Below are 16,706 nucleotides of genomic sequence, written 5' to 3' on the forward strand. Positions count from 1 at the left end.
CGGCATCTCTTGCGGAAGAGAAAGACGAATTCTGGAGATTTTTTTATGCATTGTCCATGAAAATATAAGATAAAATTACATAAATAGTAAATAATTGAAGTATTTTTTCGTGTTAGCTTTGATGCAACGCTAGTGGAAAATATGTAGCTAATTTCTCGCTTTTCTCCTCATAAGGCGAAAATGGCGGGAATTAGCTGTAGGTTTTCCAGTTATTCTCTATTGCGAGAGATTATTTGCGAGAATAGATGTACTTTTTCTAGGTAATAGGCACCAGGTGGTATGGCTATGACTGCCTTTATACGTGGGCTATCATTCCAACCCGCCCCACCCCAAAAACACCGTCCCCCCCGAGTCAACTCGGAAGTACGGTGTTTTCGCTTCGCAGATGCTCTCGCTCTGATGTCTCCCTCCGGCGCACCCGCTCCTGCTTCTAGCACGGAGGCGTACCGCCGTCTAAGATGAATTTGGCATAGGCCATAGGGTTGAAATAGGTGGCTTTCCAACACTCTTGCATATTGGCCTCGCGGAAACTATAACGTTGATCCTTCCCGTTGCATTCGATAAATAAAGGGAATCCATCATTCGTCATCGCAATGTCGAGTCCTAAATCGGCCAAGTTCGGCAATTCTGTGCTGAGATGTTGCGCGACTAAGAGCGCGAATTTCGTCATCTGGAGACATACGGTCTCTGGATCAAGCTGCGGATAGTGGTTAGTCAAAATATCTGATAAGGATTTCACTCGCCCGCCTTGTGCGACATTCGTTAGGAAATGTTTACGAGAGGCCACCTTGGCAATGATGCCAGTAACGCCCCATGATCCATCATTCCCACGCTGAACGGAAATGCGCAGGTCAAAAGGAGAGCCATCTACTGTGGCAAGAGGCAGGCATTGTTGAACCATATAGCTGCTCTTTGCAATCCGCCGGCGGAGAAGCAGAGGTAAGTGTTGACGAAACTTGAGTGTTCGCCAAGTCCGATTCGTAAGCTTCATGTTAACTGGATATATAAGTTTCCATAAATTTCCTTGTCGCTCTAACTTCATCACACCGCGTCCGATGCTAGAGTTGGTTGGCTTGATTATTAACGAGTCAAACGAATCCATCATGGCCTTAACATTTTCAATTGTAGCGGGAAATGTACAGGGGAGATGGGGGCGAATGCTCTCATTTTTCATTAAAATTTCATGGATACGCATCTTGCTATAGCGGTTCCAACGATTAAACAGCGTAACACCTCGCTGTGTCCATGCTTCCAATATTCTAGCTGAAGATGAGTCCAAATAAATGGCGCGATTATGAATGACTTTAGGGAGATCAGACCATTTCCTTTTGAAATGTTGGCCGTCCTTTACATAGGCATGTACTTTCATAGTTTTCATATGAACATCATGAATTCGGAAATAACAAGGCGTTAGGCCATAGAGTTTGCAAGCATCCTCGTAAAATCGAATGGCTTCGTATTGTGTGTTCCCTAGAGGAATACCTGCAAACAAGGAATCGTTAACTAAAATACCCACATAGGGATTACTCATTGACTTCACTCCCTCGCGAATTGGGGTTGAAATTATGCCGAAAATGGAATCACTCTTAGTTTATGGAAAGTGAACACGACTTGTTTGTACAAATGCTGATACTTTCTTCAAAAACAAGGACAGATGCCTATGCTTTACCACTTTATCCGCATATGTATAGAAGGAAGTAGCAAAATGGGGGGAGCTGAGCCTCATTTTATCCAGGAGGTTTAGAAGTTGAAGACTATACGGAAGCCCAAATCGAACCGTCTCGTCATCATCACCCCAGGATCCTTCCCTATACCCTCTGGGAATAGTAGCTCCGTTGAGCAAGTGGTTCAGAAAACGGCAGAGCAATTGGTGAAGAGTATGCCTGTAGTCGTACTTGGACGAAAAGCATCCTATCAACCATGGAAGGAAATTCGACAGGGTGTAACGTATCACCGAGTACCTTATCAGACGCAAACTAGCTATATGAAACAAGTATCCAAACAGATATCCTCGTTAAGACCTGGTATTATTCAAGTGGATAATCGGCCTCGATTCCTTCCCTTTCTTCGCAAACGCTACCCTCATGCCATATTAAGTCTCGTCCTCCACTCTACAACCTTTATCACAAGACCCCATATTTCTAATTCGTCTTTAACTGTGTGTTTGCGTGCTGCTGATGTCATTATCGTGAATAGCGACTTTCTAAAGCGGTTTCTGCAAAAAAAAGTGCCGAGTGCTGCGCATAAAATAGTCACACACTATTTAGGCGTTGATGTTGCTCAATTTACTTCCAAATGGTCGAATGAAGGCATCAAATCTCGAAATGAAATGCGTAGAGGACTAGATTGTGAGGATAACAAAATTATTTTATATGTGGGTAGATTGATTCCTAAGAAAGGTGTTCATCATCTGTTGAATGCGATGAAAAGTATCATAAAACGTGAACCAAGCACCAAGCTTGTTATCGTTGGAAGTGCTTTTTATGGATCTAAGAAAAAAACCAAGTATGTAAGGCAATTAGTTAAAGCAGCCAGGATGATGCCTAAACATGTGCAATTTATTCCGTTTGTGAAGCATCAAGAAATGCCCAAATGGGTCCGAATCGCTGATGTTTTTGTTGTCCCCTCGATTGGAAAAGAAGCTTTTGGTCTTGTTAATGTGGAGGCCATGGCTACTGGTGTTCCCGTTGTTGCAACGAGAGTAGGCGGGATTCATGAGGTTGTGGAAGATGGCAAAACGGGCTATTTAATAGAACCAGGCGCCATTGAGAATGAGCTCCCCGACCGTGTTATACGGTTACTGAAAGATGAAAGCCTACAACGTAAGCTGGGGCAAAATGGTATCAAGCGGGTTGATAACCTGTTCACGTGGGAGCGAGCTGCTGAGGTGAGGTCAGCGTTGTACAGGCAAATGTTGAAGGAAACGGCTCTTGTCTAGGTGAGCGCACATTTTTTGGGGCTAATGTACTTATTAAGGTGAGAATGAATATGTTACCAAAGATAAATCTTGGCGAATGGAGAGGAGTCATATGAATAAGCGTAAGAGCAGTACCACCCAGAAAGCGAACGTGCAGAAAGTGAACGTGCACAAAGTGAACGCTAACTTGAATGAATTAAAATGGCTCGATGAAGCACCAATAAAGCAAGACAAAGTGGTAGAACAACCGAAACTAATCGCGAAAACGAATCCAGCGGTGACAGAGAAAACAGATATGACAGATAAGACAGAGAGAGCAGAGAAGACAGAGCCAAACAGAGTCTTGCATGTTACCGAGCAAATCACACCCGAGTTGTTATTAACGGAGCGGAAAACGGGGAAATTCGTTGACCCGGTTGTCTATACGGACGACATTGTAGATGAAGCGGTAACATGGGACAAAATTGCAAGCCGGTCGATAGATGATACGAAGATAAAGCCGTTCAGCATTGGTGTCAGATCGATCAAGGATGGTGCGATCGAACCTTCCAAACTAGCTCAGGCAAGCGTAACCCGTCCCAAAATTGCCAACCAGGCTATCCATGATGAACATGTTGCTCCAAACAGTATTGCAGGAGATAAAATTCAAGATAGTACATTGTCTGGCGGAAAGCTGTTCGATGGCAGTATCACGACTGCTAAAATTGCAGATAGATCGGTCGATGCCACGAAATTGGCAGATGGTGCTATTATGCCACAACATTTATCTGAACTGATTATTACAAGTGAATATATTGATCAACAAGCGATTACGTCAGATAAAATCCTCAGCGGTGCTGTTCAGACGAAGCATTTGGCCAATTATATTATTGATACAGCTAAGCTCATGGATGCTTCCATTACCTCTGCGAAAATTAGAGAGGGTGCTGTTACGGAAGATAAATTGGGGATTGGCAGTATCGGTTCTATTCATATCCAAGGTGAGAGCGTTAAGTCCGAACATCTAAGAAATCACTTAATCACAAGTGACAAACTCGCCGATCAGACGGTAACAGGTGCTAAGCTTGCTCCGCAAGCCGTAGATTCGATGCATATCACTCAATCCGCGGTGAGAGGTGTTCACATTGAGGGTGCTGAGGTAACCAGTTACCATATAGCTGATCAAGCCATTCGGACTAAGCATATTGGAGAAGGTGTCATAGAAACGAAGCTCATTCAAGATGGAGCAATTACTGTCGCGAAATTAGGCGAGAAGATCATCACGAGTAAACATATAACGCCGCAAGCGATTGAGTCGGACCATTTGAACGATCAAGTTATTTCTAGCAGCAAATTGCAAGACGGTGCGGTCACTGCGGATAAACTTGCGCAAGGTGCTATTATCGCCAAACATATCGGTTCACATATGATTCGGACTGATCATTTGGAGGAGAATGTGGTATCAAGCTCCAAAATTGCTGCAGGCTCCATCATTACAGATAAATTGGCAGAGGGGAGTGTAGGTAATTCTAAACTGAAGGATGAGAGTGTCACTTCCAACAAAATTGCCTACCGCACCATCAATTCTGCTCATCTGCAGGAAGAGATTATTGCTACTGGTCACATCGCAAAAGGTGCCATTGGTGAGAAACAAATCGATTTGCACGCGATTCATCGCAACCATATTGCGGACGAAGCGATTACAACTAGACATATTCAGGAAGAAAGCATTACGACGAGTAAGCTTGCTGAGGAAACAGTAACAACGGCGAAGATCGCTCCATTGTCCATTGAATCACGCCATTTGCAAGATGAAATTATCGATGGTGCTCATATTAGACCGGGGGCAATTACTTCGGAGCATTTGGCACAAGGGTCCATTACGCTGGAAGTATTCGCAGACCGAAGTCTAATGGGCAGTAAACTACAGGAGAGTGCAATCTCGACTGAAATTTTAGCCGACGGCGCAGTCACAGAAGAGAAGCTCGCGAATGGAGCAGTGGGCACACAACACCTTCAGGCGGAATCTGTGACTACGTGGACCATTGAAGATCAAGCTATAACGAACGCGAAATTAGAGAATGAAGTGGTGACTTCAGATAAGTTGGCTGATGGCAGTGTAATTAGTACCAAAATTTCGAGCAAAGCGGTGAATGCTGAGCATATCATCGATGGTGCGATCACGGCCTCGAAATTGGCGAATGAAAGTGTACATGGCAGCAAGCTGGCACCTTCGGCGGTAGTTTCCAGGCATTTGGCGGATGGCTCCATCATCAGCTCGAAAGTGGCATTTCGTGCGATCAATAGTGAGCATTTGGCAGAAGGTGCGGTCGTTAGTACCAAGTTGGCAAATCACAGTGTAGACGGCTCCAAAATCATGCCTGGCACGATCACAGATGAACATCTGTCACTAGGCGTGGTGAATGGTACGAAGCTGGCGCATGGTTCTGTAAGTAATCAGCATCTCGTTGCAGGTGCTATTGATTGTGAAAAGTTAGCTGTGAACTCGGTAGATAGCAGCAAACTGTTGTCTGGATCGGTCAATAATTATCATCTGGCTGATCATGCCGTATATGGTGTGAAATTGGCACCGGAAAGCGTGGATGGAAGTAAGCTGGCTTTAGGTGCTGTAAATAGTGACCATCTGGCAGATCATGTTGTGGATGCCTCTAAGCTGGCGTCGGGAAGTGTGGATAGCTCTAAAATCATCTATGGTGCGATTCAACGCGAGCATTTATCAGACTTCATCATTGATGGATTGAAGCTCTCCTTGGGCTCTGTAACTAGCAGCCATCTTGCTCCTGGTTCTATTGATGGGGGGAAACTGCAAAATGCCAGCGTAGACGGTTCCAAGCTAACCGATCATGCAATCGGAAGCAAAAACCTGCAGGACGAAGCCGTCACTGGCGATAAGTTAGCTCCTGGTAGTGTGGACAGCAATAAACTCGTGTTCGGCGCTGTGAATACTGAGCATCTAACTGATGAGGCTGTTACAGGATCGAAGCTATCCCTTAACAGTGTGGATGGCAACAAAATTGTCGATGGCGCAATTGATACAGCTAAGCTTGCTGACGGCAGTGTAGACAGTTATAAGCTGGCCCAGGGGGCGGTAACTGATTTCCATTTAGCCACTGACAGCATCGATGGAACGAAGCTTCAAGCTGGGGTGATCACGAATCATCATATCGCAGACGCTTCGCTTACCGTGACGAAATTGGCAGATAGTGTTGTGCGTACCTCCTCCGGGCAAAGGAATGTGTTGCAGCAGTTTGGTCTTGAGCCATTTGTTATGAAGATACAGGATGAGACTATTGAGCTGGTACTTCATTTTGAAGAGGAATATGCGGATACGAATTATGTGTTAACAGCAATAACGAATCATCCAGCTTGTTATGTCATTGTTAGTCAAAAGACTACAAGCAACGCGGTGCTGTCCATTATCCGGGCCAAGTTTTCACCCGATCAACAAGGCATAGTGAATTGGATGGCCATCGGTAAGAGTAATTAATCGCCTCGTTGTTGTGAACCCATGCATCAGAAACAAAAAACAGTGTATCGCACCCTATGCGAGACTACTGTTTTTTTGTTTTTTTCCTATTCGATAGTTAGATAGATGACCAATTTTCGATTTTGAGGTATTCGTCCAATTTCCGTCTATCACGAAAGCATATGATAGTAGAAATGGATGTGACTAAGCACCATACGAAATCATACGAACATTCGTGAAGGGGGATGACTTGTGAAAGGTGTCGTACTTGCAGGAGGAACTGGGAGTCGTTTACGCCCTTTAACGTATATTATCAACAAACATTTACTTCCAGTTGGTGATCTGCCCATGATTCAATATGCCATTGATAAACTAAGTCAGGCAGGTATTCAGGATATTCTTGTCATAACTGGGAAACAATCTGCGAGCTTATATGTAGACTACTTGGGCAGTGGTGACCCGTTTGGCGTGAATCTGACTTACAAGATTCAAGAGAAACCAGGAGGTATCGCACAAGCCTTGGCATTGGCGGAGGATTTCGTGGGGGAAGGTGAGAAATTCGTGGTTATTTTGGGAGATAATTTATTCCGAGATCCACTTCAACCCATAATTTCAACCTTTTATCAGCAGGACGAAGGGGCTATGGTCATTTTAAAAGAGGTGGAAGATCCTCGCAGATATGGTGTAGCCACGATGAAGCATAATCAGATTGATCGCATTGTAGAGAAGCCGGAGCATCCAACCTCGCCGTATGCTGTGACGGGGATCTATTTATATGACTCTTCTGTTTTTGAGATTATTAAATCACAATCACCCTCAGCAAGAGGCGAGATGGAAATCACAGATGTTAATAATGTGTATGCAGCCGCTGGCACGCTCGCTCATATGTACTTGACAGGTTGGTGGATTGACGCGGGCACGCACGAATCGCTCTTTCAAGCCACTCTGTTAGTAAGAAAGGGGTACAGCTAATGCAGTCATTGCTTGTGACAGGTGGCATGGGGTTTATTGGAAGTAATTTTATTCATTATTGGAAGAAACATCATCCAGATGATCAAATCATCAATGTTGATTTACTTACGTATGCAGGGAATAGGGATAACGCTAGGCTGTTTGATGGTCAAGTTGGCTATCAGTTTGTGCAAAGTGATATTGGTGATGAGGCGCTCATGATGAAACTGATGCAAGGCATCGATGTGGTTGTTCACTTTGCGGCTGAATCCCATGTAGATCGAAGTATTCATGACCCTGGCAGTTTCGTGAGAACGAATGTTGTTGGCACCCAAATCCTGCTTGAGGCCGCACGTCAAGGTTCCATTAAGAAGTTTATCCATATATCCACAGACGAAGTGTATGGATCACTTGGGGCTGAAGGATCCTTCAGTGAAGATACACCAATTGCACCGAATTCTCCGTATTCAGCTAGTAAAGCAGGCTCTGATTTACTGGTTAGAGCCTATTATGAAACCTATGGTTTTCCAGCAGTGATTACACGTTGCTCCAACAATTACGGTCCCCGCCAATTTCCTGAGAAGTTAATCCCACTTTTGATTACACGTGCGTTGCGCGATGAAAATATACCCCTATATGGTGATGGATTGAATGTACGAGACTGGTTGTATGTAGACGATCATTGCTCTGCCATTGAACGCGTAATTGAAGCTGGTGTGCCTGGGGAGGTCTACAACGTTGGCGGCCAGAATGAGAGAACGAATTTGGAGGTTGTCCAGAGCATTTTGAAGCTGCTGGGCAAACCTGAATCTTTAATTCAATACGTGGCGGATCGGCTTGGACATGATCGGCGATACGCTATCGACAGTTCGAAGATACGTCGCGAATTAGGGTGGTCGCCGGCTTATTCGTTTGAGATGGGCCTGCAAAAGACGTTGGAGTGGTATGTGCAAGAAAGTGAATGGTGCGCCCGTATTGCAGACGGTTCGTACCGTGTAGATAAAGAAGCTGATCACACTTGAAAATCGTCATTACAGGAGCAGGCGGGCAGCTAGGCTATGACCTTAAGCGTGTTCTGAGTCCCGTGCATGAGGTCATCTCATGGGAGAAACAGAAACTGGATATTAGAGATGAGCAAACAGTCATGGAGAAGCTGTTGCACGAACGACCGGACGTTGTTGTGCACGCTGCTGCCTATACGAATGTAGATAAGGCTGAACTGGAGAAAGAGTCTGCTTATCAAGTGAATGCATTAGGTGCTCTCCATATCTCGACGGCTTGTGAGATCCTGGGGGCCAAGCTCGTCTATGTTAGTACAGATTATGTGTTCGATGGGACGAAGTCTACACCCTACGACGAGAACGATGTTCCGAATCCACTTAATATATACGGACATTCTAAGCTTCTTGGGGAGAAATTCGTCGCAATGACTTGTTTGAAGCATTTTATTGTACGAACCTCTTGGTTATATGGTCAGAAAGGAATAAATTTTGTAACCAAAGTATTAGAGAAGGCGCGCGAGGATTCGCCTCTTTCCATCGTGGATGATCAATTTGGCTCACCCACGTATTGCTTGGATTTGGCCATTTTCATTCGTGAGCTCATCGAAACGGACCGATATGGGCTCTATCATGCCTCTAATCAAGGCGTATGCTCTAGGTATGAATTCGCCAAGCATATCTTTCAAGCGGCTGGCATGCCGCATATTTCCCTGCTGGCTGTCCCTACTCATGCTTTTCCGGCAGCACCAGCAGCAAGGCCCATGTATACCGCATTTGCACACAAAGCGATGAGAAGCAACGGATTTGAGCCAATGCGAGATTGGCGGTCGGCATTGGATTTCTTTCTACAAGTAGATTATTACAATACAGCTGCTAGGGCTAAGAGGGTGAAAAATACATGGTGAATCGTAACCGCATGGCGGAGAGTCGCAGTCAGGGATTTCAGGCTGGTCGGGAAAGTGGCTTTCGTATGGGCAGATGTCAGTTTGCCCTCGACACCTGTTATCCAGCACCTATTCCGCTGAGAGAAGCTAGTGTTTTATTTATTGTTCAGGGCATTTTCGATGCCATTGACAATGGGATTATTCATGGTCTGCAACAAACAGTTCGAGTTGCATATACAGCGACGGCTGCAGATATGCTCCGATTAGCGAATGAGCTTAAACCGAATCTGGTGCTTGTCATGAATGGGCTCCATGTTTTCCCGGATGATCATGCTAATCATGTGGATCAAGTAAGACAGATGGGGATTCGAACCGCTATTTGGTTTGCTGACGATCCCTATTTTACCGACCCATCGGCTGTATTAGCTCCTCATTATGATTATGTATTTACGCATGAACTGTCCTGTGTACCCTTCTATCAGGGGATAGGCTGCGCGCAAGTTCACTACTTGCCATTAGCGGCTAACCCAACTGTGTTTAAACCTCAGCATATTAGCCCTGACTACCAGAGCGATATTTGCTTTATTGGCACGGGTTTTCCTAACCGAATTACCCTCTTCAATGAGTTAACTCCCTACTTGATAGGGAGAAAAGTGGTTATTGCTGGGGGATTATGGGATCGTTTAGATCACTTCGCTTTGCTTCAACAAGGGATTAAGCTGCAAGGGGTTACGGTCGAAGAGTCAGTGAAGTATTATAACGGGGCTAAAATCGTCCTGAATATCCACCGACTTACGTACGATGAAACCTACAACAAAAACAGCAGAAATATACCAGGAAATTCCATTAATCCGAGAACCTATGAGATTGCGGGATGTGGAACTTTGCAAATAACGGATTATCGTCAGGATCTGGAACAGCACTATCGGTCAGGTCATGAGATCGAAACCTTTCGTCATCCAGCTGAGCTCGTTCATAAAATAAATCACTACCTAATTCATGAAGAGGAAAGATTACGGATTGCTGTCAATGGGCTGCGGAGGACACGAATGGAGCACTCATTTTCAGCTCGATTAGTTAAGCTGTTGGACATTATATTTGTCTAGAAAGGAGTAAAGAGGATGAGTTTTATGAATAGTGCGCATGCTCGGGAGCGCGGACTTGCTGATGGTCATCAATTAGGTCACGCTAATGGAGTCAGGATGGGACAGTGTGAAGCGATCATGCAAAAAGCGATTCGTGACCGTGCGCCTAGTCCTGTCTGGGACGTACGTGTGTTGTTTGTTACTTCGGGCAAAGGATACCCTTACGAGCCCTTGGATCTCGCCGTTATTAACGGCCTTCGTCCTATAGTTCGCGAATTGATTATAGGAAACTATGACAACGATCCGATTCGTATCGGGAATCCAAAAGCCAGCATCGAAACGATTGCCACGAGGTTCCGACCTGATGTGATGATTGTTTTAGAGGGGATGAATCTCTCCTTGAAAGTCGTTGATCGGGTTCGCCAAATGGGTATTCGGACTGCCATTTGGCTAACCGATGATCCCTATTACACGGATATTACGGCTGCCTATGCGACCCACTATGATTATTTATTTACCTTGGAAGTGAATTGTGTACAGTTTTATCGGGAGATGGGATGTCAGCAGGTTCATTATTTGCCTCTAGCCTTTCAACCAGATATGTTTCGACCAAGACCAGTGCCGAATGGTATCCACCGCGATATTTGTTTTATTGGTTCGGCTTACTGGAACCGGGTTGGAGTGTTCAATCAGATTGCACCTTTTTTAGCGAACAAACGTGTCTTCATCTCCGGAATATGGTGGGAACGGCTGCAACAATATCGTCTTTTGGCACCTCAAATTCAATTGAATACGTGGATGCCGCCAGATCAAACCGCTACCTTCTACAATGGGGCTAAAATCGTCATTAATATGCATAGAGCCTTCGATGATCAATCGTATAATAATAATTCACGGCGCATTAGCGCGGCTTCGCCTAATCCTCGGACATTTGAAATTTCTGGTTGCGGCGCCTTTCAATTGACGGACATTCGGGATGATTTAGTCAATTTCTATACACCTGACTATGACATCGTGACGTACGCATCACCAGAAGAAATGCTTCACAAGATGAATCATTATTTAATTCACGAAGAGGAACGTAAGCAAATAGCCATGCGTGGGCTCTATCGCACGATGCGAGATCATACCTATACCAATCGGCTGATTACGATGCTTTCCATCATTTTTGGACCTAGATAAAGATTGACTTCAAGAGAACCATTTTAGAAAGATGAGGTGTAGAGATTGATCACGAAAAATAAGGTTCGCAAGCTGAACGTGAGCAGAAAGGTTCAGAAGAAGCGGGTTGCATCGCCAAGAAAGGCGGGTCCTAAAAAACGAATCATTGTTCGAAAAAAGGGGCGTGCCATTCGACGTTTGAGACCAGTAGCAAAGCGGAAGGGGAAACGTCGGTTAGTTCGTCGTTTGATCCGACTCCCTAGACGCAAGGGGAATCGAATCATAGCTCGCCGCCGCAAAGCCCCGCGCCGTATTATCCAAAGTCCGAGAGCTAGGAGATTTCAATTGGCCTATGATCGAGCATTCAATGAAGCTTACAATTCGGGATATGGCGTTGGTTACGCAGAAGGATACCAATGGGAGCTTACGCATCCAACGATTGCTTAAAGCCAAGTCATGAGGTGAGCCAGTTGCTTAAACTTATTAGAAAGAAGCGGATGAGGGGGCAGGTTTCCTTAAGGCATGAAAAGAAACGCATCCTAAAGAAACCAAAACGCCGATTCATTCCTAAGCGTAAGAGATCTTTTGCTAGGGTAAATAGGACAAGTGTCCATCCTGTCGGTGCGATCATCCTAGCTTCCAATGCAGAAGGAACGATCGTGCATGTACTGGAGCCATTGAAACGTTTACCGCTTAAGGAGATTATCGTGATTGTTCACGGCTCTGTAGACCGTACACTAGATAAGGTTAAAAGACATTCCAGTGCCATTATTATTCATGATCCTCAAACAATCGAATGGGATGCGGCAAGAGCTCTGGCTGCGAGAATATCGCGGTCGGACTTCTTGCTTTTCATAGAAGGGGACGAGATTGTTAATGCGGATGAGCTGCTTCCGTCTATTAATAATGTAGCATTAGGAATTGAAAACGGCACATTAGCGAGGAGGCATGAACTTGCAATTAACGAGCATCATTATTCCAACGTTTAATGGTCTAACTTTGCTGAAAGCTTGTGTCACATCTATCCGCCAGCATACATCCGTGCCTTATGAAATTATTGTTGTGGATAATGGCTCCGGGGACGGTACATTGACTTACTGCCGCAATGAAAATATTAAGTTTGTGGCGCTGCCAGCCAATCTCGGTTTTCCAGCTGCATGCAATTACGGGTTACGTTTTGCGGAAGGTGACTCGTTAATGCTCTTGAATAACGATACAATCGTAACGCCTAATTGGCTGCCCATGCTGCTGAACTGCTTATACAGTCGAGATGACGTAGGGATTGTAGGTCCTGTCTCTAACTATGTCAATGGCAAACAAAAAATCCGTACCCCCTTCACTGGTATTTCGAACATGGCTCACATCTATAGTCATGTTAATCCTGGGAAATGGCGGCAAACGAATCGCTTGGTTGGCTTCTGTTTACTGTTTAAGAGGAAGCTCTATGAGCAGGTAGGTGTTTTGGATGAACGATTTGCACCCGGCTATTATGAAGATGACGACTTCTCCTACCGTGCGCGATTAGCGGGCTATCAGCTGCTCATAGCAGGTGATTGCTTCGTTTATCATCGTGGAAGTGTTAGTTTTCGAAAAAATAGCCGTCGATCTAAGCTCTTACTGCTGCGACGAAATCGTAAGAAATTTATTCAAAAATGGGGCGTCGATCCCTTTCAGTTTATTTAGGCACAGTTTCAGAATCAGCAGCATAACGTAGAGTGAAAAAGGTTGTAGGAGGAGTACGTGTGGAGGAGCGGGTGACGAAAATTATTTCTCAAATTGCTGCATCGCATAGCCAAATGGGACGAATATTGGAAACACATCGGCATGTGTCTACACAAATGGCAGCCATTACAGGAGATCTGCCTGATTCTCATCCTGGGTTTGCAGGATTAGAGATGCTGCAGAAGCGGGCTTTACAATTAACCAAAAATGTAACGGTGTATTTAAACAGCCTTGCTGAATTGGAAGAAGCTATGGCGATGCAAACGGAAATAGTTATGAAGGAAATACAAGTAACTGATGAGGAATAGAGGGAATGACCTTGGACAGAACGGATCTCTATATGCAAATGTTAGATGCGACAGGCAAGCTGCAAACCGAAATAAGTCTGATGCTGGAAGCAAGAGTCGTTGAAGCTTCGAAGTCGCAAAACTGGATTTGTCAGCATATCAACGCGACTAATCTGGAAGGACATGACCATAAAATGAAAGTAACTGGCGAAATTAATGAGAGTGTTATTGATCTTATAGATGGCTTAACAAAGATGGAAAATGCGCTAAATCGTCAGATGAAGGCGTTGCTTGGGAAACATTCTTCAGGTTCCGCAATAGGCTTGGGGTCAGACGACGATATGGGATTTGGCGGCATGCTTCCGTTTGGTGAGGATGAGAAGTTGTGAAGAAATGGAACCGAGAGCGCGTGGAGCTGCATATGTTGATCTCGCTGGCTAGAAGCCAGCGAGCGTTATGCCGAATCATGGAATCTGTGGCGGATCACGTAGAGGGTTCAGAACAGCTGGCTGGTCATGTCGCGGAAAATCTTAAGTCGATAAGTGATTATCAGAATGCGATGATGTTGAAATTATCGAAGCAGCCAGATCGTAAACGTGTTAGCGGCAAGCCAGGTAAGCCTTGGATGAATAAGCGATTGTAGCCTCATGGGCACAACCTCAAGCAATTGTATACGAACTTAACCCCAGCGTACGATCAAACCTGCGTGAGTCAATCCACCGCCAAATCCATAAAGTAACAGCGTGTTGCCGGCTTTTACTTTTCCATCCCTTAACCCCAGATCCAGTGCAAGCGGGATCGAAGCGGCGGAAGTGTTTCCGAAGTATTCAAGGCTGTACAGTGCTTTGTCGATCGGGATCCCGCTCTTCTCACAGATGGAGTCAATCATGCGCAGGTTTGCGCTATGAGGAATGAACCAATCGATCGCCGCGAGCGGCAAGCCGCTTTTATGCAGCAGCATCTCAATGCCCTGCGGTACTGTTGAAACAGCGAATCGGTACACTTCGCGACCGTTCTGGACAAGCTTACCTTCCCCAAGCAGCGGTTCGCCATTCAGCTCTGTAGCCAGTCCCGTCCGGTAGACATGCTTGGCGCCTGTTCCATCTGATCCCATATGATAAGCGAGGAAGGCAGGCTTAGCTTCTTCCCGTTCAACAACAACGGCACCAGCGCCATCACCAAATAGGATGCAGGTAGAACGGTCCGAATAATCTGTGATCTTGGATAAGGCGTCGCCGCCGATTACGAGTATTTTGTGATGTACGTCTGCCGCCACAAGGGCACTAGCCGTGTGAAGCGCGTAGGCGAAGCCCGCGCACGTCGCATTGAGATCATAGGCTCCAGCGGACTGGACGTTGAAGTGAGCCTGAACCTGACACGCAACTGGCGTTGACGATAAATCTGGTGTATGTGTGGACACGATGATGAGATCTACATCGTTAAGGGAACTTGGGTATCGATCGAGCAAATTTTGTACGGCTGCTATACATAAATGGCTAGTGAACTCATGGGCTCCAGCAATTCGGCGCTCACGAATCCCAGTGCGTTGGACGATCCATTCATCATTGGTATCCACCATGTGGGAAAGTTCTTCATTGGTTAAAGTGCGATCAGGCACATACGTACCGATGGCAGAAATACGCGCATGCAAGGGATATGAGAAAGGCATTAACGACACTCCTTTGGGTTGAATAGATTTTTTAAGACTAGATATTAGTATCAGGTACTAAATTTAGTTTAAGATAAGGGAGTATACTTTGTCAATGGGCTGATGTTGATGATATGAGGGGTTCCATTGCTGGAACCCCTTTCTTATGTTTTTAATGACAAATTGTTTAATTTTTTCGAAAAAGTTAAAAATTCATAATAGGGTTAATTAAAAAACGTTTCTAAGTTGAGCGGCATGTGCTATTCTAAATAATAAAAAATTCCTGGAGTGAAGAGAAATGCAAGTTACTGATGTCGAAAAAGTACCATCCTTGTTTTCCAGAACCAATCCGTTTCAAGCGAAAGTGTTGAAAAATGTCAACTTAAACGGAGAAGGCTCCAGCAAAGAAACACGCCACATCGAGCTTTCGCTTGAAGGCTCTGGCTTGTCCTATGTGCCTGGTGACTGCTTAGGCGTAGTTCCAGACAACGATCCACAGTTAGTTGCTTCCATCCTTGAGGTTATGAAGTGGGATGCGGATACGGCAGTTGTCATTAATAAACAGAACGATACGCTCCCGCTCCAAGAAGCGCTTTTGAAGCATTTCGAGCTTACGTTATTGTCCAGAAAAATCGTTCAGCAAGCAGCTGAATTTTCCGACAATAAAGCGTTGAAACAGCTTGTGGCGGATACGGAGCAACTGAAGGCCTATGTAGATGGTCGCGATTTGCTCGATTTACTGAGCGAATTTGGACCTTGGTCAGCTTCCGCGCACGATATCGTTGCTTTATTAAGAAAAATGCCGCCACGCTTGTATTCCATTGCAAGCAGCTTTGCAGCGAATCCAGGTGAAGTTCACCTTACGATCGGTGCTGTTCGCTACATGGCACACGGCCGCGAGCGCAAAGGTGTATGTTCCGTGATGTGCGCAGAGCGCCTGAGCGGCGGAGATACAGTTCCGGTCTTTGTTCAAGTAAACAAACATTTCAACCTCCCGGAGTCCTCGGAGCAGGATATCATCATGGTAGGTCCTGGTACAGGTATTGCGCCATTCCGCTCCTTTATTCAAGAGCGTGCGGTGAGCAAAGCGACAGGCAAAGCATGGCTGTTCTTTGGTGACCAGCATTCCGCGACAGATTTCCTATACCAAGAGGAGCTGGAGCAATATCAACAAGAGGGCGCATTGACCAAAATCGACGCAGCCTTCTCCCGTGATACGGCGCAGAAAGTGTATGTCCAGAATAAAATGCAGGAAAATAGCCAGGAGCTATTCACTTGGTTAGAGCGCGGAGCTTACTTCTATGTGTGCGGCGATAAACAAAACATGGCGAAGGATGTTCACAACACTCTGATTGACATTATTGAAAAAGAAGGCAAGTTGAGCCGCGAAGATGCTGAAGCGTATTTGGCAGGCTTGCAAGAACAAGGACGTTACCAACGCGACGTTTATTAATTGGAATTATAAGGCGAGTAAGCTGAATATCAGCTTGCTCGCCTTTCGTATTTATTGCTCCAAATCCCGCCCGCAGCGGTCGGTGTGCAGCACAATAAGGCCCCTTTTGGGCCTTATTGGTGCCTCCACCG

General features: G+C 45.4%; 16 protein-coding genes. 14 read left to right on the forward strand and 2 right to left on the reverse strand.

Annotation, left to right across the window (positions count from 1 at the left end):
- Positions 1-430: 430 nt before the first annotated feature.
- A complete protein-coding gene (locus ASG89_RS15195; protein WP_057311562.1) occupies positions 431-1,531 on the reverse strand; it encodes a YheC/YheD family protein in 1,101 nt (366 codons plus the stop codon).
- A gap of 216 nt (positions 1,532-1,747) precedes the next feature.
- On the opposite strand from ASG89_RS15195, the gene ASG89_RS15200 reads away from it, so the two are divergent.
- From ASG89_RS15200 to ASG89_RS15260, 13 genes are all read left to right on the forward strand, one after another.
- Positions 1,748-2,938, forward strand: coding sequence for a glycosyltransferase family 4 protein (locus ASG89_RS15200; RefSeq protein WP_235549776.1), 1,191 nt, complete (start codon positions 1,748-1,750; stop codon positions 2,936-2,938).
- 91 nt (positions 2,939-3,029) lie between these two features.
- The gene (locus ASG89_RS15205; RefSeq protein WP_057311563.1) at positions 3,030-6,404 is read left to right on the forward strand and encodes a WIAG-tail domain; all 3,375 of its coding nucleotides are present in this window, start codon (positions 3,030-3,032) and stop codon (positions 6,402-6,404) included.
- A 231-nt stretch (positions 6,405-6,635) separates the two neighbouring features.
- Positions 6,636-7,355, forward strand: coding sequence for a sugar phosphate nucleotidyltransferase (locus tag ASG89_RS15210; RefSeq protein ID WP_057311564.1), 720 nt, complete (start codon positions 6,636-6,638; stop codon positions 7,353-7,355).
- Positions 7,355-8,356, forward strand: a complete 1,002-nt coding sequence (rfbB, locus tag ASG89_RS15215; protein WP_057311565.1) for a dTDP-glucose 4,6-dehydratase — start codon at positions 7,355-7,357, stop codon at positions 8,354-8,356. Before ASG89_RS15210 ends, rfbB begins: the two co-directional genes overlap by 1 nt.
- Entirely contained in the window at positions 8,353-9,240 is an 888-nt protein-coding gene (gene rfbD / locus ASG89_RS15220; protein WP_057311566.1) for a dTDP-4-dehydrorhamnose reductase, read from the forward strand. Before rfbB ends, rfbD begins: the two co-directional genes overlap by 4 nt.
- Positions 9,234-10,325, forward strand: a complete 1,092-nt coding sequence (locus tag ASG89_RS15225) for a glycosyltransferase family protein (protein ID WP_057311567.1) — start codon at positions 9,234-9,236, stop codon at positions 10,323-10,325. Before rfbD ends, ASG89_RS15225 begins: the two co-directional genes overlap by 7 nt.
- Before the next feature lie 15 nt (positions 10,326-10,340).
- Complete coding sequence (locus tag ASG89_RS15230; protein WP_057311568.1) at positions 10,341-11,486, forward strand: glycosyltransferase family protein; 1,146 nt, start codon at positions 10,341-10,343, stop codon at positions 11,484-11,486.
- A gap of 45 nt (positions 11,487-11,531) precedes the next feature.
- A complete protein-coding gene (locus ASG89_RS15235) occupies positions 11,532-11,912 on the forward strand; it encodes a hypothetical protein (RefSeq protein ID WP_057311569.1) in 381 nt (126 codons plus the stop codon).
- 23 nt (positions 11,913-11,935) lie between these two features.
- Positions 11,936-12,454, forward strand: a complete 519-nt coding sequence (locus ASG89_RS15240; protein WP_057311570.1) for a glycosyltransferase family A protein — start codon at positions 11,936-11,938, stop codon at positions 12,452-12,454.
- Entirely contained in the window at positions 12,414-13,148 is a 735-nt protein-coding gene (locus ASG89_RS15245) for a glycosyltransferase family 2 protein (protein WP_321166509.1), read from the forward strand. The genes ASG89_RS15240 and ASG89_RS15245 overlap by 41 nt, the downstream gene beginning before the upstream one ends.
- Positions 13,149-13,207: 59 nt before the next feature.
- Positions 13,208-13,495 carry a hypothetical protein gene (locus ASG89_RS15250; RefSeq protein ID WP_057311572.1) on the forward strand — a complete coding sequence of 96 codons (288 nt, stop codon included), beginning with the start codon at positions 13,208-13,210 and terminating at the stop codon, positions 13,493-13,495.
- A gap of 5 nt (positions 13,496-13,500) precedes the next feature.
- Positions 13,501-13,863: a hypothetical protein gene (locus ASG89_RS15255; RefSeq protein WP_057311573.1), complete on the forward strand. Its 363-nt coding sequence runs from the start codon at positions 13,501-13,503 to the stop codon at positions 13,861-13,863.
- Positions 13,860-14,117: a hypothetical protein gene (locus tag ASG89_RS15260; RefSeq protein ID WP_057311574.1), complete on the forward strand. Its 258-nt coding sequence runs from the start codon at positions 13,860-13,862 to the stop codon at positions 14,115-14,117. Before ASG89_RS15255 ends, ASG89_RS15260 begins: the two co-directional genes overlap by 4 nt.
- 36 nt (positions 14,118-14,153) lie before the next feature.
- Here the strand turns inward: ASG89_RS15260 and ASG89_RS15265 are convergent, their stop codons facing one another.
- Entirely contained in the window at positions 14,154-15,143 is a 990-nt protein-coding gene (locus ASG89_RS15265; RefSeq protein ID WP_057311575.1) for a ketoacyl-ACP synthase III, read from the reverse strand.
- A gap of 277 nt (positions 15,144-15,420) precedes the next feature.
- Between ASG89_RS15265 and ASG89_RS15270 the strand changes: the two genes are divergently transcribed.
- Positions 15,421-16,575, forward strand: a complete 1,155-nt coding sequence (locus ASG89_RS15270) for a sulfite reductase subunit alpha (RefSeq protein WP_057311576.1) — start codon at positions 15,421-15,423, stop codon at positions 16,573-16,575.
- Positions 16,576-16,706: the final 131 nt, after the last annotated feature.

Source organism: Paenibacillus sp. Soil766, assembly GCF_001428105.1.
Lineage (GTDB): Bacteria > Bacillota > Bacilli > Paenibacillales > NBRC-103111 > Paenibacillus_E.

Bases quoted from the DNA above. Each gene is read 5' to 3' on its own strand.
- ASG89_RS15195 (WP_057311562.1), bottom strand. From the start codon at position 1,531: ATGAGTAATCCCTATGTGGGTATTTTAGTTAACGATTCCTTGTTTGCA.
- ASG89_RS15205 (WP_057311563.1), top strand. From the start codon at position 3,030: ATGAATAAGCGTAAGAGCAGTACCACCCAGAAAGCGAACGTGCAGAAA.
- rfbB (WP_057311565.1), top strand. From the start codon at position 7,355: ATGCAGTCATTGCTTGTGACAGGTGGCATGGGGTTTATTGGAAGTAAT.
- ASG89_RS15225 (WP_057311567.1), top strand. From the start codon at position 9,234: ATGGTGAATCGTAACCGCATGGCGGAGAGTCGCAGTCAGGGATTTCAG.
- ASG89_RS15230 (WP_057311568.1), top strand. From the start codon at position 10,341: ATGAGTTTTATGAATAGTGCGCATGCTCGGGAGCGCGGACTTGCTGAT.
- ASG89_RS15245 (WP_321166509.1), top strand. From the start codon at position 12,414: ATGAACTTGCAATTAACGAGCATCATTATTCCAACGTTTAATGGTCTA.
- ASG89_RS15255 (WP_057311573.1), top strand. From the start codon at position 13,501: ATGACCTTGGACAGAACGGATCTCTATATGCAAATGTTAGATGCGACA.
- ASG89_RS15265 (WP_057311575.1), bottom strand. From the start codon at position 15,143: ATGCCTTTCTCATATCCCTTGCATGCGCGTATTTCTGCCATCGGTACG.
- ASG89_RS15270 (WP_057311576.1), top strand. From the start codon at position 15,421: ATGCAAGTTACTGATGTCGAAAAAGTACCATCCTTGTTTTCCAGAACC.